This is a genomic window from Methyloligella halotolerans (assembly GCF_001708935.1).
GTDB classification, from domain to species: domain Bacteria; phylum Pseudomonadota; class Alphaproteobacteria; order Rhizobiales; family Methyloligellaceae; genus Methyloligella; species Methyloligella halotolerans.
In genome coordinates this window covers 841489-861172 of sequence record NZ_MASI01000001.1, presented here as the reverse complement: position 1 = coordinate 861172, position 19684 = coordinate 841489, and the positions used below count along the sequence as shown (strand labels likewise).

Here is a 19684-nt window from a genome sequence, read left to right as displayed (position 1 = left end):
AGTGGACGCCGGCAGCCTTCGAAGCGCCCGTTCCGGCGCCTCGGGCAATTGACGCTCCTATTTTACGCTTTCCCGAAGCCGCCGCCGGTCGGCGTCTTGATGACGATGGCCTCGCCGGGCGCAAGCACCGTCTGATCGCAAGCGCGTAAGGATTCGATATCGCCGGAGTTTCGGCGGACGGCGTTCTCCCCCGTGTCGCCAGGGGCGCCGCCGTCCACGCCGAAGGGCGGCACCGTCCGCGCCCCCGACAGGATCGCGCAATCCATCTCCTCAAGGAAGCGGATTACCCGCTTCGTCCCGTCGCCCGCGCTGTGCTTTCCCTTGCCGCCGGAACCGCGGCGGATGGAGAACTCCTCCAGCAGCACCGGATAGCGCAGCTCCAGCACTTCCGGGTCCGTCAGCCGCGAATTCGTCATGTGGGTTTGCACGGCCGCGGCCCCATCGAAATCCGGCCCCGCCGCGCGCCGGAACAGATGGTCTCGTAATACTGATAACGCGAATTGCCGAAGGTGAGATTGTTCATCGTGCCTTGAGCGGACCCCAGGAGTCCGAGCGCGCCATAGAGGCAGTTCACGATCTGCTGGCTGGTCTCTACATTTCCCGCCACCACGGCAGCCGGGTAGACGGGCTTCAGCATGGAGCCGTCGGGAACGACGATCTCGATCGGCCGGAGGCAACCTGAATTGAGCGGGATGTCGTCGTCCACTAGCGTGCGGAAGACATAGAGCACCGCAGCGCGGGTGATCGGCTCGGGCGCGTTGAAATTGTCCGGCTGCTGCGCGCTCGTGCCTGCAAAGTCGACCGTCGCGCGCCGCTCTTCCCGGTCCACCGAGATCGCTACTTTAATGACGCTTCCCTGATCGGTCTGAACCGAGAATTCGCCGGGCTCCAGCTTGGCGATCACCTGTTCGACGCTTTGTGCGGCATTGTCCTGCACATGGCCCATATAGGCCTGCACGACGTCGAGGCCGAAATGACCGGCGAGCTTGCGGAGCTCCTGCACGCCCTTCTCGTTCGCTGCAACTTGGGCCATGAGGTCGGCGATATTCTGATCCGGATTGCGCGCGGGGTAGGGGGCATCGCTAAGCAAACGCTGCACGTCCTCCTCGAGGAAGGCGCCGTCCGCTACCAGCTTGAACGGATCGATATAGATCCCTTCTTCCTCGATGGTCGTCGCGTTGGGGCTCATGGAGCCCGGCGCGATGCCGCCCACATCCGAGTGATGCCCGCGGCTTGCCACGTAGAAGAGAATTTCTTTGCCGGCCTCATCGAAGACCGGCGTCACAACCGTGATGTCGGGCAGATGGGTGCCGCCGTTATACGGCGCGTTCAGCATATAGACGTCGCCGGGCTTCAGCCGGTCGCCGATCTCCCGGATCACCGTCTCCACGCTCCGGTCCATGGAGCCGAGGTGCACCGGGATATGGGGCGCGTTCGCCACCAGCCCGCCGTCGCAATCGAAGATCGCGCAGGAGAAGTCGAGCCGCTCCTTGATGTTCACCGACCGCGCCGTGTTCTGCAGCGCGTAGCCCATCTGCTCGGCCACCGAGGTGAAGAGGTTGTTGAACACCTCCAGCATGACGGGATCGGCCTTCGTGCCGATCTCCTCGCCGCCCGACTTGGCGACCTTGGTCAGCAGCAGATGATCTTTCACGGTCAGCTGTGCCTGCCAGCCGGGCTCCACCACGACGGTCTGATGGTCCTCGATGATAAGCGCCGGACCGGGCAGCGACTGGCCGGGTTTCAGTTGGTGGCGGCGATAGACCGGCGTGTCCTGCCAGCCCCCGCCGGTGAAGACGGAAGTCGTCGTTTCGGGCTGGGGCAGCTTGGCGTCGGTCGCTTCCAGGCTCGGCTCGTCGCGCTTGCCGCCGCCGCCTTCCGCTTCCACCTCGATCGCCTCGATCTCGATGGGCTTTTCGGGGCTGACGAATCCGAACCGCATGCGATGGGCGGCTTCGAAGGCGTGAATCAGTTTTTCAATCGACCCGTCCTCGGACTCTGAAATGATTCCGCTTTTCCTATCTTTAGGGGCGGCCGGCGCCTCCACCTCCAGGGAACTGTCCGTTCCGAGATAACGGAGCTGCAGCTTATAGGTGACGCGTACATTTTCAGCCGCCAAGCCTTGCTCCAGCAGCTCGTTCACAGCCTCGTCCCTGAGGTCGCCGGCGATCTCGTATGCCTTGCGCAAGCCGTCCGCATCGAGCGCCTCCAGCACTGCATGGGTCCGGTCGGCGCGCACCTCCGCCAGCCCGATGCCGTAGGCCGATAGCAGACCCGAGAACGGGTGGATCAGCACAGCTTCGATGCCGAGCGCGTCCGCCACCAGGCAGCCATGCTGCCCGCCGGCGCCGCCGAAGCAGTTGAGCAAGTAGCCGCTGACATCGTGGCCGCGTTGCACCGAGATGGTCTTGATGGCATTCGCCATGTTCTCCACCCCAATGCGGATGAAGCCTTCGGCGATGGCTTCGGCGCTGCGACCGTCCCCCACTCGTTCGGCCAGCTCGGCGAATTTCGCACGCACCGCTTCCGTGTCGAGCGCTTCGTCCTGACCGGGGCCGAAGATCTTCGGGAAGTAATCCGGCAGCAGCTTGCCCGTCATCACGTTGGCATCGGTGATGGTCAGCGGTCCGCTGCGGCGATAGCAGGTCGGGCCCGGATCGGCGCCGGCAGACTCCGGCCCTACCCGGAAACGCGCCCCGTCATAAGTGAGGATCGAGCCGCCCCCTGCCGCCACCGTATGCACCAGCATCATGGGCGCGCGGACCCGCACGCCGGCCACCTCGCTGTCGAAGCTGCGTTCATAGGCGCCGTCGTAATGGCAGACATCGGTGGAGGTGCCGCCCATGTCGAAGCCGATCACCTGGTCGTAGCCGGCGATTTTCGCCGTCTCCACCGCGCCGATCACCCCGCCTGCGGGCCCGGACAGGATCGCGTCCTTGCCCTGGAACAGCCCCGCCGAAGTCAGCCCTCCTGAAGACTGCATGAAGAGCAGCCGCGGGCCTTCCTGCTCCTCGGAAGAGGCCGGCTTGGCATCCAGCGCCTCCGCGACTTGCGCCACGTAGCGACGGAGTAGGGGGGAGAGATAGGCATCCACCACGGCGGTGTCGCCGCGCCCCACCAGCTTCACCAGCGGGCTGACGTCGTGACTGGCTGAGACTTGGCCGTACCCCAACTCCCGCGCCAGTTCGGCCGCTTTGCGTTCATGAGCGGGATGGGCATAGGAATGCATGAACAGGATGGCGACGGCGTTGATCCCGTCCGCCTTGGCCGCTTCGAGCGCCTCCCGCGTCGCGTCTATGTCGAGCGGCGTTTCCACCGTGCCGTCGGCCCGCACCCGTTCGGGCAGGGCGGCGACCTTCGCGTATAGCATCGACGGCTTTTCGATCTTCAGCGCGAAGATCTTGGGCCGCGCCTGATATCCGATCTCCAGCGCATCGGCGAAGCCTTCGCTGGTGAGCAGCAGAACGCGGTCGCCCTTCCGCTCGAGCAGCGCATTGGTGGCGACGGTCGTCCCCATCTTCACGCTCTCGATCTGTTCGGTGGGAAGCGGCTCGTCCCGCGGCACGCCCATGATGTCGGCGATGCCGGCGATCGCCGCGTCCTTATAGGCCTCGGGGTTCTCCGACAGCAGTTTCGCCGTGACCAGCGATCCGTCGGGCGTGCGGGCCACGATATCCGTGAAGGTGCCGCCCCGGTCGATGAAGAACTGCCATTTGCCGCGCGATGTCATCGGCCTGAGTTAAACAGCTCCCGCCGCGATGCAAAGCCGCAAAGCGGAATTTTGCGCAACGATCCGGGTCTTGCGCCCGGCATCCCCTGCGACACTCTGTCAGCAGCTGCTCAATTGACTTATAGTCGTTCTGAGCATAACTAAAGCAAGGTATCCTTCTAATGACAGGAGAATGGAGATGCTGGCCCTAGCCGACGGCTTATACCTTTCGATCAGCCTGGTTCTGATTCTGGTTGCCGGCCGCCATCTCTATCGGAGCTGGTGGGATCTGCTCGCCGAATACACCGTCGACCGGCCGGGACTTGCGGACTCCGTCGCGAACCAGCTCGTGCTCCGGTTCTACGCCCTCTGCGCCGGCTTTGTCCTGGTGACCCTCCCGCTTGGCGGCGAGCCCGAGACTGTGCGGGACGGGGTCACCATGCTGGCCCAGAAGACGGGCGTGCTTCTTGTCGTCATCGTGCTGGTCCAGGTGATGAGCGCTCGGAGCCTCGTCGTTTATCGCAAGTTCGCGATGCCGGAGACGAGCGAGCGCGAGACGCGGGTGGAGTAGTTCAACGAGGGGAGGCCGGCCGTGACCGGCCTCTTTTCGCCCCTCAGTCGATCCGCTTGCAGCCCTTCGCATACTGCTTCCAGCGGCGCACATAAACGTCGGCGCCCCGCGCAATCATCTCGCGAGTCTTGTCGTCTGCCTCGCGCACTTGCTTGGCCGGGGCGCCGAGGATCACCGAATTATCGGGAAACTCCTTCCCTTCGGTCACCAGCGCGCCCGCGCCGACCAGACAGTTCCTACCGATCTTCGCGCCGTTCAGGACGATGGCGCCCATCCCGATCAGGCTGTTGTCGCCGATGGTGCAGCCATGCAGCACGACGTTATGTCCGATCACGCAGTCCTTGCCGATGGTGACCGGGAAGCCGGGATCCGTATGCACCGTCGAATTGTCCTGGATCTGCGAGCGCTCCCCGATCTCGATCCACTCGTTGTCGCCGCGCAGCACCGAGCCCCACCAGATGCTGGTGTCCGACTTCATTCGGATCTTGCCGACCGCGGTCGCCGTCTCGGCCACCCAGTAAAGACCGTCTTCGGGGAATTCGGGGCTGATGCCGTCGAGCTCGTAGATCGCCATGAATGCTCCTCTGCCGTGCAGCTTCAAAATCAAGCCCGCTTCTAACCCAAATGGTGCGGGAATCGCGAGAGGGCTTGTAAGCTTGGGCCGCCCTCGCTAAGACCCAGGCGGATATATTCTTCATGAATGGCACGTTCTTCGCGAACGGCGCGCCGAAAGCATCCGACATGAGCACCAGAGCCGATACCCCCGAGCATCCGATTGCCAAGCGCGGCAGCGACAACCCGCTGGCGATCTTCGTCACCGCGCTGAGCGCCGCCATTTGCCTCGCCATCTCCTTCGGACTGGTCTTCGAGGCCTTCGCCGTTGCGGCAGGCGGCCTGTTCAATTTCGGCGAGACCTACCTCTGGGTCACCGGGGGCCTCATCGGCGCCATCACCCTTTGGCTTTTCGTCTGGTGTCTTTTCCGCTCGATCCATGTCGAGCGTCGTCTGAGAGCCGGTCTGGACGTCGATCAGCCGACCCTCTCCATCTTCGGCAATCCCAGCCGGGGAACGTCTGGCGCCTCTCAAGAGTAGTGCCCTAGAGGCCTGCCCCGTGGGGCAAAAACGTCGATGCGGTGGCAGGCAAAAAGCCTTATGCTTCAGCAAAGTTGTGCTTGAGCGAATGTGATCTTGGGGGAGACCCATGTCTATTTGGGGGAAATTGGCCGGCGCCGCGGCGGGGCTGGCCATCGGCGGTCCGATCGGCGCGCTTCTGGGCGGCGTCGCGGGCCACTTCGCGATCGATCGCGAAGAAGAGGAAACCCCGGCTGAAAATCAGGTCGCCTTCACGGTCGGCGTCATCGCGCTCGGCGCCAAGATGGCCAAGGCTGACGGCGTCGTCACCATGGATGAGGTGACGGCGTTCAAGGAAGTCTTCAAGGTGCCCGAGGGCGAGATGAAGAACGTCGCCCGCGTCTTCAACTTGGCCAAGCAGGACGTGTCCGGCTACGAGGCCTACGCCGAGCAGCTGGCTGCCATGTTCAAGGGCAACCAGAAGCTTTTGGAAGATGTGCTGGAAGGTCTGTTCCACATCGCCAAGGCCGACAGCGCCGTCCATCCGCGGGAGGAGAACTTCCTCCGCCAGGTCGCCAAGCGCTTCGGCTTCTCCGAAAGCCATTTCGATTACATCAGGGCCCGCCATGTCGTGGCCGAGCGGCGCAATCCTTACGAGGTCCTCGGCGTCGATCCGAGCATCGGCAACGATGCCCTGAAGGCCCACTACCGGAAGCTCGTCTCCGACAACCATCCCGACAAGCTGCTGGCCCGCGGTGTGCCGCCGGAGTTCATCAATATCGCCACCGAGAAGCTCGCGGCGATCAACGAATCCTACGATGCCATCGCCAAAGAACGGCGCATCTAAGAGTAGCGGCGCATCTAGCTTGGCTTTCCTTCTGCCAGTTTCTGGAAGAGCAGGGCGCTCATGACCGGTGCACCCGACAGCGCGCTTGCCGCGTGGCGCCCATCGCCCAATGTCGAGCCACGCCGCGACGGCCGCACGCCCGACATGCTCCTTCTCCATTACACGGGCATGCCGACGGCCCAGGAGGCCCTGGACTGGCTGACGACCGAAGAGTCCAAGGTTTCAGCCCATTATCTCATCGATGAGAACGGCCGGATCACCCAGATGGTGCCGGAGGAACTGCGCGCATGGCACGCCGGCCAAAGCCTCTGGGCCGGCGAGACCGATCTGAACTCCTGCTCCATCGGCATCGAGATCCACAATACGGGTCACCCGGCCAAAGGAGAGTCCGGAGAGCTGCCGGCTTATCCGGACATCCAGATGCAGGCTGTCGAAGCCCTCTGCCGCGAGATCCTGACCCGCCATGCGATCCCCGCCACGCGGGTACTCGCCCACTCTGATATCGCCCCCACGCGAAAGCAGGATCCCGGCGAGACCTTCGACTGGGGCCGGCTCCACGCCGCCGGCATCGGCCACTGGGTCGAGCCCGCGGCCATCGGCGACGATCGCGGCATGGAGACGGGCGACGAGGGCGCCCGCGTCCAGGAGCTGCAGGAAGCGCTCGGCGCCTATGGCTATGGGGTGGAGATCACCAGCACGTACGGGCGGGGGCTCGAGAATGTCGTGACGGCGTTCCAGCGCCACTTCCGTCCCGCGCGCATCGACGGTCGGGCCGACAACTCGACTCTGGAGACCCTGCGCCACCTCCTCGACACCGCCCCGGGGAAATAGTCGCCGGCGCGCGGGCACTCTGAAAGCGCGAAGGGGTGGCAAGGGCCCGCCTGGACGGAGGCTAGGGGGGCGAGCCCTTGCCCGAAAGGCGGCCTTGGGGGAAGCCGCACTTTGCTCGGTTGAAATCTGTGTCGCGGAGACCGCTATTCGAGGCTCTGGTAGAACTTCTCGGCCTTGGCGATGTTGGGCTCCGGGGTTTCCATGAACTTGGCCTTCGCCTCTTCGCTGCCGAAGCAGTAGTGCATTCCGGCGATCTCTTCGCTGATGTTGCAGTTGGTCTGGATTGTCTTGCCCGAGGCCAGGCCCATGGCGCACATCCCGTCATATTTCAGCATATCGGCGGTCGCCAGAACGGTGGTGCCGAGGAGCAGCGCATATGCGACTGCGGTGGTGACGTAAGCCTGCATTGTGTGCTCCTCAGCGTACCGGGGTGCTGCTCGGAGGGTCGAGCTGGAGCGACAATAATGGCATCGCGCGCGGAGCGCTTCTCACAACATCCAAACAATGCGTGAGGAGCCCGTGAGCGGCGCTGGCCGGCGCGGCCTTCCTTAACTTGACGGCAACCGGCCTCAAGCCCTTATTAGAGCTGTCAGAAAGCCGGATGGCCGCTCTGCCTCGTGAGTATTTCGTCAGGCGGAGAGGAAAGTCCGGGCTCCATGGAAAGCACGGTGCCGGATAACCTCCGGCGGGGGCGACCCCAGGGAAAGTGCCACAGAAAGCAAACCGCCCTGCGAAGCCGTCGTCAGACGGAGAAGCAGGGTAAGGGTGAAAGGGTGCGGTAAGAGCGCACCGCGCGCGCCGGCAACGGCCGCGGCACGGTAAACCCCACCGGGAGCAAGACCAAATAGGGGCGGCGTGAAGAGCTCTGGCTCGTCAGGTCCGCTTCCAGACCAGCCGCCCGGGTTGGTTGCTCGAGGCGTGCGGCAACGTACGTCCCAGATGAATGGCCATCGCCGCGAAAGCGGTACAGAACCCGGCTTACAGGCTTCCTGACATGATAAGGCCGGCGTGAGGGCGATCCCCTCCGCCGGCCGCCAGTTTCTCACAGGCGAGCGGGTTGCGCGACGGCGCATAAAAAAGGCCGGTGGGGAGGTAAGTCCCGCACCGGCCAATTCTCTAGAGGTTTTTATCGCCGAACAGCGTGAGCCGCGACTCCGCTTGCGGCGCCTCTAGAGCGCGCTTCTTTATGATTTCTACGCGGCTGCCTTCTCTTCGGATCTTGCGAGATCGAAGCGGTCGGCATCCATCACCTTGGCCCAGGCCGCCACGAAGTCGCGCACGAACTTCTCCTTGGCGTCCTGCTGTCCGTAGACCTCGGCCAGCGCTCGCAGCTGCGAGTTGGAGCCGAAGATCAGATCGGCCCGCGTGGCGGTCCATTTGATCGCGCCGGTTTTGCGGTCGCGCCCTTCGAACATCTCCTCGTCCTCATCCGTCGGCTTCCACTCGGTCGCCATGTCGAGCACGTTGACGAAGAAGTCGTTGGTCAGGGTTTCGGGACGGTCGGTGAACACGCCATGCTGGGTGGAGCCGTAGGTCGCCTTCATCGCCCGCATGCCGCCCAGCAGAACCGTCATCTCCGGTGCCGTCAGCGTCAGGAGCTGCGCCTTGTCGATGAGCAGCTCTTCCGTCGAGACCGTGTATCTGGCCTTCTGATAGTTCCGGAAGCCGTCTGCCATCGGCTCGAGCACGTCGAACGACTCTGCATCCGTCTGCTCCTCGGTCGCGTCCATGCGGCCGGGGGTGAAGGGCACGGTTACATGCTGACCGGCCTTCTTAGCGGCCTCTTCGACGCCAGCGCAGCCGCCGAGCACGATGAGATCGGCGAGCGAGACCTTCTTGCCGCCGGAAGCGGAGGCGTTGAAATCCTGCTGGATGCCTTCGTAGATGCCGAGGACCTTGCCCAGCTCCTCAGGCTCGTTGACCTCCCAATCCTTTTGGGGCGCCAGCCGGATGCGAGCGCCGTTGGCGCCGCCGCGCATGTCGGAGCCGCGGAAGGTGGAGGCCGAGGCCCACGCCGTCTTGACGAGCTGCGGGATGGAAAGGCCCGACTCGAGGATCTTCGCCTTCAGATTGGCGACATCTCCATCGTCGATGAGCGCATGATCGACCGGCGGGATCGGGTCCTGCCAGATGAAGTCCTCTTCCGGAACTTCCGCGCCGAGATACCGGGACTTCGGACCCATATCGCGATGGGTCAGCTTGAACCAGGCCCGCGCGAACGCATCTGCGAACTCTTCCGGGTTGGCGTGGAAGTGCCGGGCGATCTTCTCGTAGTCCGGGTCCATCTTCATCGCCATGTCGGCGGTCGACATCATGAGCGGCACGCGCTTGCCGGGATCGGAAGCGTCGGGCGCCATGTCCTCTTCCTTCAGATCCTTCGCGTGCCACTGCCACGCGCCGGCCGGGCTCTGGCCGAGCTCCCACTCATAGCCGAATAGAAGGTCGAAATAGCCCATGTCCCACTGGGTGGGATTGGTCGTCCAGGCGCCTTCCAGACCGCTGGTGATGGAGTCGCTGCCCTTGCCGCTCTTCCAGGTCGAAAGCCAGCCGAAGCCCATCGCTTCGATCGACTCCGCCTCGGGCTCGGGGCCGACCTGGTCCACAGGACCGGCGCCGTGGGTCTTGCCGAACGTGTGACCGCCTGCGGTCAGCGCGACCGTCTCGTAATCGTTCATGGCCATGCGCGCGAAGGTCTCGCGGATGTCCTTGGCCGAGGCGAGAGGGTCCGGCTGCCCGTCGGGGCCTTCCGGGTTCACGTAGATCAGGCCCATCTGCACGGCGGCGAGGGGGTTCTCAAGCTCGCGGTCGCCCGAATAGCGGGCCTGGGCATGGTCGGAATTGGCGAGCCACTCGTCCTCGGCGCCCCAATAGATGTCCTCTTCCGGCTCGTAGATGTCCTCGCGGCCACCGGCAAATCCGATCATCTTGCCGCCCATGGATTCGATGGCGCAGTTGCCGGCCAGGATGAACAGGTCGGCCCAGGAGAGCTTGTTGCCGTATTTCTGCTTGATCGGCCAAAGCAGGCGGCGCGCCTTGTCGAGATTGCCGTTATCGGGCCAGCTGTTCAGGGGCGCAAAGCGCTGAGTGCCCGTGCCGCCGCCGCCGCGGCCATCGGCCGTGCGGTAGGTGCCGGCGCTGTGCCACGCCATGCGGATGAAGAGGCCGCCGTAATGGCCGAAATCGGCGGGCCACCATTCCTGGCTGTCGGTCATCAGGGCATAGAGATCGTCCTTGACCGCTTTCAGGTCGAGCGACTTGAACGCTTCGGCGTAGTTGAAGTCCTCGCCCATCGGATCGGTCTTGGCCGAATTTTGGCTGAGAATCCTAAGATTCAGCTGGTTCGGCCACCAGTCGCGGTTCGAGCGCATGCCTATATTGGTGATCCCGTGGGCCACCGGGCAGCCGCCCGATTTGTCGACTTTCGCGTCCATCATACTCTCCGTAGTTAGTTTCCGTGAGTGGTCCTCATCATCCCTAGGCCCGCAATGTGAAGGGCTCGTGCCATAAGTTCAAATTGGATTTCGAGTAGAGTATGATAAGCTGAGCTTATAATGCTGACGCTCCGCCAATTGCGCTACCTGCGCGCGCTGTCCCAGCACGGCCATTTCGGCCGCGCGGCCGTCGCCTGTGCAGTGTCTCAGCCGGCCTTGAGCATGCAGATCAAGGAGCTGGAGAAGGAGCTTGGCGTTGCGCTGGTGGAGCGCACCCATCGCGAGATCCGGCTGACCGGGGAAGGGCGGGAAATCGCCCGGCGGGCCGAGGCGATTCTTCTCCAGGTGCGCGATCTCACCGATTACGCCGCCGAGCGGCGCAGCGATTTCGGCACCAGCCTCACCCTTGGGGTCATTCCGACCGTGGGGCCGTATTTCCTGCCGACGGTGCTGCCACGGCTGCAAAGGCAATATCCGAAGCTTGAGCTTCGCCTGCACGAGACCCGCACCGAGACTCTGATAGAAGGTTTGCTGGCCGGCGATCTCGATGCCGCCATTCTCGCTCTGCCGATACCCGATACGTCCCTCGAATCCATGCCGCTCTTCGAAGACCGATTCCTCTTCGTGACGGGAGACGAGACCGAGCCACGCCGGTCGCTGCGCCTGGAGGATCTTCAGTCCGAGCAGCTTCTCCTCCTGGAGGAGGGGCATTGCCTGCGCGATCAGGCGTTGGCCCTGTGCAGCGCCGCCCAGCCGGCGGCCATGCGCCGTTTCGGCGCCACCAGCCTGGCCACCTTGCTGCAGATGGTCGCCAGCGGCTACGGCACGACCCTCGTGCCGGAGATCGCCGTCCAGGCGGAGGTCAGGCCGCAAAGCGGGCTCAGGCTGCTCCGCTTCAAGACGCCGGAGCCCTCGCGTACCATCGGCCTCACCTGGCGGGCGACCTCGCCCCGGAAGCCGCAGATGCGTAAGCTCGGCTTGCTGCTGAAGGAGACGTGGCGGGACTACGGCACGGTACCCGACAGGCGGCGCGCCGCCGGCTAGCGGTGCACGGTGGTGGAGGCTTGGCCGAGCGCCGCTTGATTTCTGCCGTTCAGGAAGTTGTCGAGGATCTGGAGCGTCTGTTCCGGCTGCTCTTCCTGGGGGATGTGGCCGCAGGCCTTCACGAGCTGGAAGTCCGAATTGGGAATGTTCCGCCGCAGCTTCAGCCCGATATCCATGGGCACGATCTTGTCGTGGTCGCACCACATGATCAGCGTCGGCAGTTGGATCGTCGCGTAGCGTGCGGAGATCTCATCGAGGTCCGGCGGCACGATCTGGCGGGCGCTGTGAATGATCGCGTGCTTGCCCGCGGCCGTCTTCAGCGGAGCGGAATACGCCTCCACCGTCTCCTCGGTGATCTTGGTCTCATCGTAATAGGCGAGCTTCAATGCCACCGAGGCCTGCAGGCTGGCCGGCACCATGCGCACGCTGAGATGGGAAAGACCGGGCACCGCGAGCAGCTTGAAGAACACCGGCACCTTTTGCGGGTAGGCGACCGTATCGATCAGCACCAGCTTGGAGATGCGGCCCTTGAGTCGGCCGTCGGCCTGAAGTGCCAACGCCAGCGCCACACCGCCGCCGAAGGAATGGCCGACCAGCGTGATGTCGTGCAGGTTCTCCCGCTCGATCAGCTCCGCCAGCAGCTCAGCCTGATCCATGGCCGAATAGTGCTCGTCATAGGGCTTGTCCGACTGGCCGAACCCCTTCATGTCGACAGCGATGACCCGATGGTCGCGGGAGAGTTCGGGAAGGATGTTCTTCCAGGTATAGGTGCTCGAGCCGAAGCCGTGGATGAGCAGAAGCGGCGAGCCCTTTCCGGTATCGCTGTAGAATAGCCGCACCGGCGCATCCGGCGGACCGAGCCGCGCATATCCGCCGGCCTGGGGCGATGCTTCAGCCATGCCGTACACCGTGCCGCATCCCGTCATGCTGCACGCGGCCGCCGCCCACACCGCGATGGTCGCGGTCGCGGCAACGAGCTTTCGAAACATGCCTGGAAACGTCTTGGCCGTGCTCACCTGCCAAAGTCCAATCGTCGGTGACGATCCCGTTCGCTTGCGTCCGCAAGCCACCCTGCGAAGCCATTGAGTCTCGATTGCCGATCCTCGGGGAGCGGCAGCGACCCTCAATACCCCTGTTCGCCTCATCCCGCCAAATCATTTGGACCAAACCGGGGCTGCACCGCCAATTGGAATGCGGCCAGATCGCCCGCGTTGAACCCGCAAGAATCCGCAATTTACCCATCGTTTACCATTGACGCCCATGAAATCCCATGCTATCCCATCATTGCCCGTTCGGTAATGAGGTTGGGAGGGGCCGGCAGCATCCTTAGGCCACGAGGAACGCGCTGCTCCTCCCAGCTCTCATAGCCTTCAGAAACGGGTAGCCCACCTCGGCTCAGTTCCAAGTCCCGAAGTCACCGCGTCGCTGAGGACCAAGAGGGGGAGATGGACAGTTTTGTTTCGTCCTTCACCAATCGGATCGACAGCAAGGGGCGTGTTTCCGTTCCTGCCTCCTTCCGCACCATCCTCGCTCAAGAAGGGTTCGACGGGATTTACTGCTACCCGTCGCTCGACCGGCCCGCGCTCGATGGCGGAGGTCAGCGACTGGTCGATCAGATCGACAAGCTCATCGGCGAGCTCGCGCCGTATTCGGACGAGCACGATTACCTGGCGACCGCACTCTACGGAACGAGTGACAAACTCTCTGTCGATGGGGACGGTCGCACCATCATACCGGAGCGCCTGCGCGTGCATGCCGGTATCGAGGACGCGGTTACCTTCGTAGGCATGGGTCCCAAATTTCAGATGTGGGAGCCGGCCCAGTTCAAGGAGTACATGGCGGAGTCGCAGCGGCAAGCGCGCGATCTGCGGAATTTACTCGGCGCGGGGCACAAAGACGGCGGACCTGCGAGTACACGGGAATGATGGCGAGCCGCGGCGATAGAGCCGCTGGCGGACTGGCTCGCCACATTCCCGTGATGCTTTCGGAAGTGGTCGAGACCCTCAATCCCACCAGCGGTGAAACGATCATCGACGGCACCTTCGGCGCCGGCGGCTATACCCGCGCGATACTGGACTCTTCCGACTGCAGCGTCGTCGCCATCGATCGCGATCCTCGCGCCGTTGTCGGCGGAGAGGAGCTCGCGGAAGAGTTTCCTGGCCGGCTGAAGCTTACCCTCGGCCGCTTCGCCGAGATGGAGGCGATCGCCGAGGCCCTTGATATCAAGGCCGTAAACGGCGTCGTGCTGGATCTGGGCGTATCCTCCATGCAGCTCGACGAAGCCGAGCGCGGCTTCTCCTTCATGCAGGACGGTCCCCTCGATATGCGCATGGGGGCATCGGGTCCGACGGCGGCCGATATCGTCAACGAGCAATCCGAAAAGACCCTCGCCGACATCCTGTTCCAGCTTGGAGAAGAGCGCCGTTCCCGGGCCATCGCAAAGGCCATCGTCGCGGCGCGCGCCGAAGCCGCGATCACCCGCACCGGTCAGCTCGCCGACATTGTCGAGAAGGTTCTGGGCCGGAAGCGCGATGAGGCGAAGCACCCGGCCACCCGGACGTTTCAGGCCCTGCGCCTCTATCTGAACAGCGAGCTGGCGGAGCTGGCCGAAGGCCTCGCTGCCGCCGAGCGGCTGCTTGCGCCGGGCGGCAGGCTGGTCGTCGTTACCTTCCATTCCCTGGAGGACAGGATCGCCAAGCGATTCTTCGCTACGAGAAGCAAGCCGGAGCCGAAAGGTTCGCGCCATCTCCCCGATACCGGCGAGACGGGACCGGCGCCGAGTTTCGATCTCCTCGGCAGAAAGCCGCTCGGGCCCTCGAAGCAGGAAATCCGCGACAATCCCAGGTCCCGCTCTGCACGGCTCAGAGCCGGGATCCGCACCCAGGCACCGGCCCAACCGGTCGATCTTGCCGCACTTGGTTTGCCGGCCCTCGCAACACCTGCTTAAGGGCTTGGGGTTAGGGTCGGTAAAATTCGTCTCGAATTGTTCGGTTGGTTCGCCCGATGCTGCGTTTCGTCAATATCTGTCTGCTGCTCGGCCTCGTCGCCTTGGCCTACGTGATCTACGAGGTGAAGTACGAGGCGAGGGGGCTCGACCAGGACATCGCCGTCCTTCACAAGAAGATCGACGACGAGCGGGATTCCATTGCCGTTCTGCGCGCCGAATGGAGCTTGCTAAACCGGCCCGCACGCATCGAGCGACTGGCCAAGAAATTCCTCAACCTGCACGCGGCCGACCCGCGTCAGCTCCTCACCCTGGATACGGTTTCCCAGGGCGAGTTCGACCGCAAGCTGACGGTCTCCTCGCCCGACGACGAAGCTGCCTCTCCGGAGGACGCGTCGGGAGACGTGCCGGCTTACGTGAAGCTGCTGCAGAACACCGACGAATAACAGGGAGAGAGCGCTGGACATGACGACCGAGGAGGCCCATCAGGCTCAAGCGGCGCAGGATTCGAATGCGGCGAAGGAGGCGAGTGCGGCCGACAAGCCGAACGCCGCCACCGCGCGCGCCGAGCGGGCCTATATCGCGCGGAGCCGACGCCGATTCCAGCTCATCTGCCTCGGCTTCGTGATCGGCTTCATGCTCGTTGGCGGGCGTCTGGTCTCCATGGGCATGAATTTCCAGGTCGCGCCCGATCCCGGCTTCTACGACACCACCACCACCGTTCACCGCCCGGACCTTCTGGACCGCAAAGGACGCCTGCTCGCGACCGACATCAAGGGAGCGACGCTCTTCGCCGACCCCCTTCGGGTGATCGATTCCGACGAGCTGGTGGAGAAGGTCTCCACGGTCCTGCCCGACATCGATGCCGCCGATATCCGTAAGCGCATCAACAAGGGCGGCCGTTTCGTCAATATCCGCCGCGAGCTGACCCCCAGCCAACAGGCGGAAATCCACGCCCTCGGCGTTCCCGGCCTCGGATTCGTCGAGGAGTACCGCCGCGTCTATCCCGTCGGCGCCACCGCCTCCCACGTGGTCGGCTTCGTCGATATCGACAATAACGGCCTGGCCGGCATGGAACGCTTCGTCGACCAGAATCCGCAGCTCTCCTTCATGAACGCCGAAACGCCGGCGGGCGAGGAGACGGTCACCCTGTCTCTCGATCTCGGTGTGCAGCACGTGCTTCACGAAGAGCTGCAGAACGCCATCTCGACTTATAAGGCGAAGGCCGCCGCGGGCGTTGTTCTGGATGTCCACTCCGGAGAAGTGGTCGGTCTGGCTTCGCTGCCGGACTACGATCCCAATCACCGGGAGCAGGCACTCGACAAGGATCGCCACGACCGGGTGACGGCAGGCGTCTACGAGCTCGGCTCCATCTTCAAGCTGGTCACCGTGGCGGCAGGTTTGGATGCAGGAATCTGCTCCGTCCACTCCGTCTACGACGCAACCCACGCCATCAAAATCGGCCGCTTTTCGATCGGCGACTTCCACGGCCTGCACAGGCCCATCACCGTGGAGGAGGTGTTCACCCATTCCTCCAACATCGGCGCGGCGAAGATCGCCATGGATGTCGGCGTCGATCGCCACCAGGACTTCCTGCGCAGGCTGGGGCTTCTGAATTCCACCATGACCGAGATCGGCGCCACCGCGGCGCCTCTGTTCCCGAAGGACTGGAAGAAGATCAACACCATGACGATCGCGTTCGGTCACGGTCTGTCGGTGACGCCGCTGCAGTTCGCCGCCGCGGCGATCCCGATCGTGAATGGCGGCGTCAAGGTTCAGCCGACCTTCCTGCCGCGCAGCCGGGCGGAGGGCATGGCGAGCGGCACCCGCGTGCTGAAGACGAGCACGAGCGATCAGATGGTCCGCCTCATGCGGTTGAATGCCATGGAGGGCACCGGCAAGCAGGCCAATGCCGAGGGCTATCGGGTCGGCGGCAAGACGGGCACGGCGGAGAAGGTCGTCAACGGAAAGTATGCCCGATCGGCCTTGCTCAACTCATTTGTCGCCACATTTCCGGCCGACGCTCCGGAATATATCGTGCTGGTGATGCTGGACGAACCGCAGAAGGTCAAAGAGAGCAAGTTCTTGCACACGGCCGGCGCCAACGCCGCACCGACCGTGGGCAGTGTCATCGCCCGGATCGCGCCGATCCTCGGCGTGCAGCCGAATCTCGACCTGGAAAAGGCCGCGGCCTCTTTGCCCAGGCACGGGTTTGACGATTCCGTGGTGGCCTCCTATTAGAGCGAAGAACGGGGGCGGCGCGAGGCTTCCGACGCCGCCATCCGGCGGCCCGACCGGGCTCCGAGCTTAAGAGCCGGGCAAGCGCATGGGGCATATTCATTGATGAAGCTTGGCGAGTTGATTGGCTCTGATGCGGCCTTGGCCGAAGACGTGGCCGGCATCTCGATCCTCGGTCTTTCCGCAGACAGCCGAAGCGTCCAGTCCGGCTTCCTCTTCGCGGCGCTGCCAGGCGTGAAGACCGACGGCAGCAAGTTCATCGGCGAAGCGGCGGCGAGAGGTGCGGCCGCTATTCTTGCGCCGCGAGGCGCCGGAGCCGACGATGTCGGCGTTCCCGTCATCGAGGTGGAGGAGCCGCGCCATACTCTGGCCCTCGCAGCTTCCCGCTTCTTCGGCGCCCAGCCGGAGACCGCAGTCGCCGTCACCGGTACCAACGGCAAGACGTCCGTGGCCTCCTTCGTGCGCCAGCTCTGGACGCGCCGCGGTCTCAACGCGGCCAGCGTCGGCACCATTGGCGTCATCGCCCCGAAGGGCACGACCATCCTCAACCACACCACACCCGACCCCATCGAGCTTCACAGGATCCTGGGCGAGCTCGCCGGAGAGGGCGTGACCCATCTCGCCATCGAAGCTTCGAGCCATGGCCTCCAGCAGCATCGCCTGGACGGCTTGAAGCTGAAGGCGGGCGGCTTCACCAACATCACGCGCGATCACCTCGACTATCATCACAATTTCGAGGACTACCTGGCTCAGAAGCTGCGTCTTTTCCGGGATTTGCTCGCGCCGGGTGATACGGCGGTGGTGGATATCGGTTCCGAGGCGGCCGAGCGTGTCGCCGCCGAATGCATCGCCCGCGGCCTGAATCTGATCTCCGTCGGCAAACGCGGGAAGACCCTGCGCCTCCTGGAGGCCGTGCCCGACGGCTTTTCCCAAACCTTGAAGGTGCTCTACGAAGGCGAGACCCGCGAGGTTCGCTTGCCCCTCGTCGGGGACTTCCAGGCCTCCAACGCCCTGGTCGCGGCGGGGCTGGTCATGGCGACCACCGGTGCCCCCCTCGACGACGTGCTGCCCATGCTGTCCGAGCTGGAAGGCGCGAAAGGCCGCCTCGATCTCGGCGGCACCACGGGAGCGGGGGCTCCCATCTTTATCGATTACGCGCATACGCCCGACGCCCTGGCCAAGGCTATCGAGGCGCTACGCCCCTATGTGCGCCACCGGCTGCTGGTCGTGTTCGGCTGCGGCGGTGACCGGGACAGGGGCAAGCGGCCGCAGATGGGCGCCGTGGCCACAAAGCTTGCTGACCAGGTCTACGTGACCGACGACAACCCCCGCAGCGAGGAAGCGGCCGATATCCGCCGGGCGATCCTGTCTCACGCGCCGGGTGCCATCGAGATCGCCGACCGGACCGAGGCCATCGGCGAGGCGATTTCCCATCTGGAGGAGGGGGACGTCCTCCTCGTCGCTGGGAAGGGCCACGAGACAGGTCAGATCGTCGGCAACCAGATCATCCCGTACTCGGATCACGAGGCGGTCGCTGCAGCGCTTTCCGCCTCGGAAGGGAATGCGCGTGGCTGAGCCGCTCTGGACCGTCGGCGAGATCGCGAAAGCGATTCGGGGTGAGGCATCGCAGGATGGCGAAGCACCCGTCGCCGGGGTTTCCATCGACACCCGCACGCTGCAGCCGGGCGAATGCTTCGTCGCGATCCGGGGCATTGCCCTCGACGGACACGAATTCGTGCCTGCCGCCTTCGAGGCGGGCGCGGCCTGTGCCATTGTCGATCGGGACTACGAGAGCAGCGATCCACGGCTGATCCGGGTGGCCGATGCCTTCGAAGCTCTGCAGGACCTGGGACGCGCAGCCCGCGACCGCACGACCCGCACCAGGATCATCGCCGTTACCGGCAGCGCCGGGAAGACGGGCACCAAGGAGGCGCTGCGCCTGGCGCTCGCCCCGAGCGGCAAAGTCCACGCCTCCGCCAAGTCCTACAACAATCATTGGGGCGTCCCGCTCACCCTGGCCAACATGCCCAAGGACGCCGCGTTCGGCGTGTTCGAGGCGGGCATGAACCATGCGGGCGAGCTGACCCCGCTAAGCCGGATGATCCGGCCTCATATCGCCATCGTCACGACCGTCGCACCGGTCCATATCGGCCATTTCAATTCCCTCGCCGAAATCGCCGACGCCAAGGCCGAGATCTTCGAAGGGCTAGAGCTCGGCGGCGCCGCGATTCTCAATAAGGACAACGAGTTCTTCGACCGTCTTGCGACGGCGGCCAAAGCCAGGAATGCGACGATCGTCAGCTTCGGCGAGGCGGAAAATTCCGATTTCCGCCTACTTCATGTTTCCCTGACGCCGGAAGGCTCCGCCGTCGAAGCCGACCTTCGGGGAAAGACCCATTCCTACCGGCTCGGCGCCCCCGGGCGCCATCTCGTCCAGAACTCGCTCGCCGTGCTGGCCGCGGCGGAAGCCGCTGGCGCCGATATCGAGGCGGGGGCCGCCGCGCTCCTCCAGTGGCGCGCTCAGGCGGGACGGGGCGAATGGCAGGTGTTCGAAGGCGCAAAGGGCAAGGTGGCCGTGGTGGACGACGCCTACAACGCCAATCCAGCCTCCATGCGCGCCGCGCTCGAAACCCTCGGCCTCGTCCCCCGGGAGGCCTACGGCCGCCGGATTGCCGTGCTCGGCGACATGCTGGAGCTGGGAGAAAGCGCCGAGGCATTTCACAGGGACTTGGCAAAGTTTATAGACGAGGCGGGCATCGATATCGTCTTTGCCAGCGGTGAGCTCATCTCTGCGCTTTACGACGTCTTGCCCGAGGGGAAGAAAGGCGGCTATGCCAGCGAACCGGGAGAGCTTGTGCCGCGCGTGTTGGATGCGATTCGGCCGGGCGACATCGTGATGGTGAAGGGCTCCTACGGAGCGAGGCTTGCGCCGCTCGTCACCGAGCTGAAGCGGCATTTGGAGGACGGCGCACTCAACTGACGCGCCGATGGGGGGATA

General features: G+C 64.3%; 15 protein-coding genes, 1 other RNA gene and 1 pseudogene. 12 read left to right on the top strand and 5 right to left on the bottom strand.

Features of this window, described 5'->3' with window-relative positions; genetic code table 11:
- Positions 1-62: 62 nt before the first annotated feature.
- Positions 63-3730, bottom strand: a pseudogene (locus tag A7A08_RS04165) (hydantoinase B/oxoprolinase family protein).
- Positions 3731-3908: 178 nt separating this feature from the next.
- On the opposite strand from A7A08_RS04165, the gene A7A08_RS04160 reads away from it, so the two are divergent.
- Positions 3909-4280 carry a hypothetical protein gene (locus tag A7A08_RS04160; RefSeq protein WP_141693830.1) on the top strand — a complete coding sequence of 124 codons (372 nt, stop codon included), beginning with the start codon at positions 3909-3911 and terminating at the stop codon, positions 4278-4280.
- A 43-nt stretch (positions 4281-4323) separates the two neighbouring features.
- Here the strand turns inward: A7A08_RS04160 and A7A08_RS04155 are convergent, their stop codons facing one another.
- Positions 4324-4854: a gamma carbonic anhydrase family protein gene (locus A7A08_RS04155; RefSeq protein WP_069094205.1), complete on the bottom strand. Its 531-nt coding sequence runs from the start codon at positions 4852-4854 to the stop codon at positions 4324-4326.
- A 167-nt stretch (positions 4855-5021) separates the two neighbouring features.
- Between A7A08_RS04155 and A7A08_RS04150 the strand changes: the two genes are divergently transcribed.
- The 3 genes from A7A08_RS04150 to A7A08_RS04140 all read left to right on the top strand — a co-directional run bounded on the left by A7A08_RS04150 (position 5022) and on the right by A7A08_RS04140 (position 7029).
- On the top strand, positions 5022-5372 hold the full coding sequence (locus A7A08_RS04150) for an Asp23/Gls24 family envelope stress response protein (protein ID WP_141693829.1): 351 nt from the start codon (positions 5022-5024) through the stop codon (positions 5370-5372).
- Positions 5373-5481: 109 nt separating this feature from the next.
- A complete protein-coding gene (locus tag A7A08_RS04145; protein ID WP_069094203.1) occupies positions 5482-6198 on the top strand; it encodes a TerB family tellurite resistance protein in 717 nt (238 codons plus the stop codon).
- 60 nt (positions 6199-6258) lie between these two features.
- Complete coding sequence (locus A7A08_RS04140; protein WP_069094202.1) at positions 6259-7029, top strand: N-acetylmuramoyl-L-alanine amidase; 771 nt, start codon at positions 6259-6261, stop codon at positions 7027-7029.
- 143 nt (positions 7030-7172) lie between these two features.
- Here the strand turns inward: A7A08_RS04140 and A7A08_RS04135 are convergent, their stop codons facing one another.
- Positions 7173-7436 carry a hypothetical protein gene (locus tag A7A08_RS04135; protein WP_069094201.1) on the bottom strand — a complete coding sequence of 88 codons (264 nt, stop codon included), beginning with the start codon at positions 7434-7436 and terminating at the stop codon, positions 7173-7175.
- A 182-nt stretch (positions 7437-7618) separates the two neighbouring features.
- On the opposite strand from A7A08_RS04135, the gene rnpB reads away from it, so the two are divergent.
- Positions 7619-8026: RNase P RNA component class A (gene rnpB, locus A7A08_RS04130), an RNA gene on the top strand.
- Positions 8027-8222: 196 nt separating this feature from the next.
- Here rnpB and katG read toward each other — a convergent pair.
- Complete coding sequence (katG, locus tag A7A08_RS04125; protein ID WP_069094322.1) at positions 8223-10460, bottom strand: catalase/peroxidase HPI; 2238 nt, start codon at positions 10458-10460, stop codon at positions 8223-8225.
- A gap of 120 nt (positions 10461-10580) precedes the next feature.
- On the opposite strand from katG, the gene A7A08_RS04120 reads away from it, so the two are divergent.
- Positions 10581-11504, top strand: a complete 924-nt coding sequence (locus A7A08_RS04120) for a LysR substrate-binding domain-containing protein (RefSeq protein ID WP_069094200.1) — start codon at positions 10581-10583, stop codon at positions 11502-11504.
- Here A7A08_RS04120 and A7A08_RS04115 read toward each other — a convergent pair.
- A complete protein-coding gene (locus A7A08_RS04115) occupies positions 11501-12493 on the bottom strand; it encodes an alpha/beta fold hydrolase (RefSeq protein WP_169822912.1) in 993 nt (330 codons plus the stop codon). The genes A7A08_RS04120 and A7A08_RS04115 overlap by 4 nt on opposite strands.
- 456 nt (positions 12494-12949) lie before the next feature.
- Between A7A08_RS04115 and A7A08_RS04110 the strand changes: the two genes are divergently transcribed.
- The 6 genes from A7A08_RS04110 to A7A08_RS04085 all read left to right on the top strand — a co-directional run bounded on the left by A7A08_RS04110 (position 12950) and on the right by A7A08_RS04085 (position 19666).
- Positions 12950-13429 (top strand): division/cell wall cluster transcriptional repressor MraZ, encoded by a 480-nt coding sequence (locus A7A08_RS04110; RefSeq protein ID WP_069094198.1) that lies wholly within the window; start codon positions 12950-12952, stop codon positions 13427-13429.
- Entirely contained in the window at positions 13426-14451 is a 1026-nt protein-coding gene (gene rsmH / locus A7A08_RS04105) for a 16S rRNA (cytosine(1402)-N(4))-methyltransferase RsmH (RefSeq protein WP_425348992.1), read from the top strand. Before A7A08_RS04110 ends, rsmH begins: the two co-directional genes overlap by 4 nt.
- A gap of 56 nt (positions 14452-14507) precedes the next feature.
- Positions 14508-14894, top strand: coding sequence for a cell division protein FtsL (gene ftsL / locus A7A08_RS04100; RefSeq protein ID WP_069094197.1), 387 nt, complete (start codon positions 14508-14510; stop codon positions 14892-14894).
- Positions 14895-14913: 19 nt separating this feature from the next.
- A complete protein-coding gene (locus tag A7A08_RS04095) occupies positions 14914-16689 on the top strand; it encodes a peptidoglycan D,D-transpeptidase FtsI family protein (protein ID WP_069094196.1) in 1776 nt (591 codons plus the stop codon).
- 102 nt (positions 16690-16791) lie between these two features.
- Positions 16792-18261: a UDP-N-acetylmuramoyl-L-alanyl-D-glutamate--2,6-diaminopimelate ligase gene (locus tag A7A08_RS04090; protein ID WP_069094195.1), complete on the top strand. Its 1470-nt coding sequence runs from the start codon at positions 16792-16794 to the stop codon at positions 18259-18261.
- Positions 18248-19666 (top strand): UDP-N-acetylmuramoylalanyl-D-glutamyl-2,6-diaminopimelate--D-alanyl-D-alanine ligase, encoded by a 1419-nt coding sequence (locus A7A08_RS04085; RefSeq protein WP_141693828.1) that lies wholly within the window; start codon positions 18248-18250, stop codon positions 19664-19666. The genes A7A08_RS04090 and A7A08_RS04085 overlap by 14 nt, the downstream gene beginning before the upstream one ends.
- Positions 19667-19684: the final 18 nt, after the last annotated feature.

What these genes read in the sequence shown, in the direction of transcription:
- A7A08_RS04160 (WP_141693830.1), top strand. Translation starts at nt 3,909, where the DNA reads ATGCTGGCCCTAGCCGACGGCTTATACCTTTCGATCAGCCTGGTTCTG.
- rsmH (WP_425348992.1), top strand. Translation starts at nt 13,426, where the DNA reads ATGATGGCGAGCCGCGGCGATAGAGCCGCTGGCGGACTGGCTCGCCAC.
- A7A08_RS04135 (WP_069094201.1), bottom strand. Translation starts at nt 7,436, where the DNA reads ATGCAGGCTTACGTCACCACCGCAGTCGCATATGCGCTGCTCCTCGGC.
- A7A08_RS04090 (WP_069094195.1), top strand. Translation starts at nt 16,792, where the DNA reads ATGAAGCTTGGCGAGTTGATTGGCTCTGATGCGGCCTTGGCCGAAGAC.
- A7A08_RS04150 (WP_141693829.1), top strand. Translation starts at nt 5,022, where the DNA reads ATGAGCACCAGAGCCGATACCCCCGAGCATCCGATTGCCAAGCGCGGC.
- A7A08_RS04085 (WP_141693828.1), top strand. Translation starts at nt 18,248, where the DNA reads ATGCGCGTGGCTGAGCCGCTCTGGACCGTCGGCGAGATCGCGAAAGCG.
- A7A08_RS04115 (WP_169822912.1), bottom strand. Translation starts at nt 12,493, where the DNA reads ATGTTTCGAAAGCTCGTTGCCGCGACCGCGACCATCGCGGTGTGGGCG.
- A7A08_RS04110 (WP_069094198.1), top strand. Translation starts at nt 12,950, where the DNA reads ATGGACAGTTTTGTTTCGTCCTTCACCAATCGGATCGACAGCAAGGGG.
- A7A08_RS04120 (WP_069094200.1), top strand. Translation starts at nt 10,581, where the DNA reads ATGCTGACGCTCCGCCAATTGCGCTACCTGCGCGCGCTGTCCCAGCAC.
- A7A08_RS04095 (WP_069094196.1), top strand. Translation starts at nt 14,914, where the DNA reads ATGACGACCGAGGAGGCCCATCAGGCTCAAGCGGCGCAGGATTCGAAT.
- A7A08_RS04140 (WP_069094202.1), top strand. Translation starts at nt 6,259, where the DNA reads ATGACCGGTGCACCCGACAGCGCGCTTGCCGCGTGGCGCCCATCGCCC.
- katG (WP_069094322.1), bottom strand. Translation starts at nt 10,460, where the DNA reads ATGGACGCGAAAGTCGACAAATCGGGCGGCTGCCCGGTGGCCCACGGG.
- A7A08_RS04155 (WP_069094205.1), bottom strand. Translation starts at nt 4,854, where the DNA reads ATGGCGATCTACGAGCTCGACGGCATCAGCCCCGAATTCCCCGAAGAC.
- ftsL (WP_069094197.1), top strand. Translation starts at nt 14,508, where the DNA reads ATGCTGCGTTTCGTCAATATCTGTCTGCTGCTCGGCCTCGTCGCCTTG.
- A7A08_RS04145 (WP_069094203.1), top strand. Translation starts at nt 5,482, where the DNA reads ATGTCTATTTGGGGGAAATTGGCCGGCGCCGCGGCGGGGCTGGCCATC.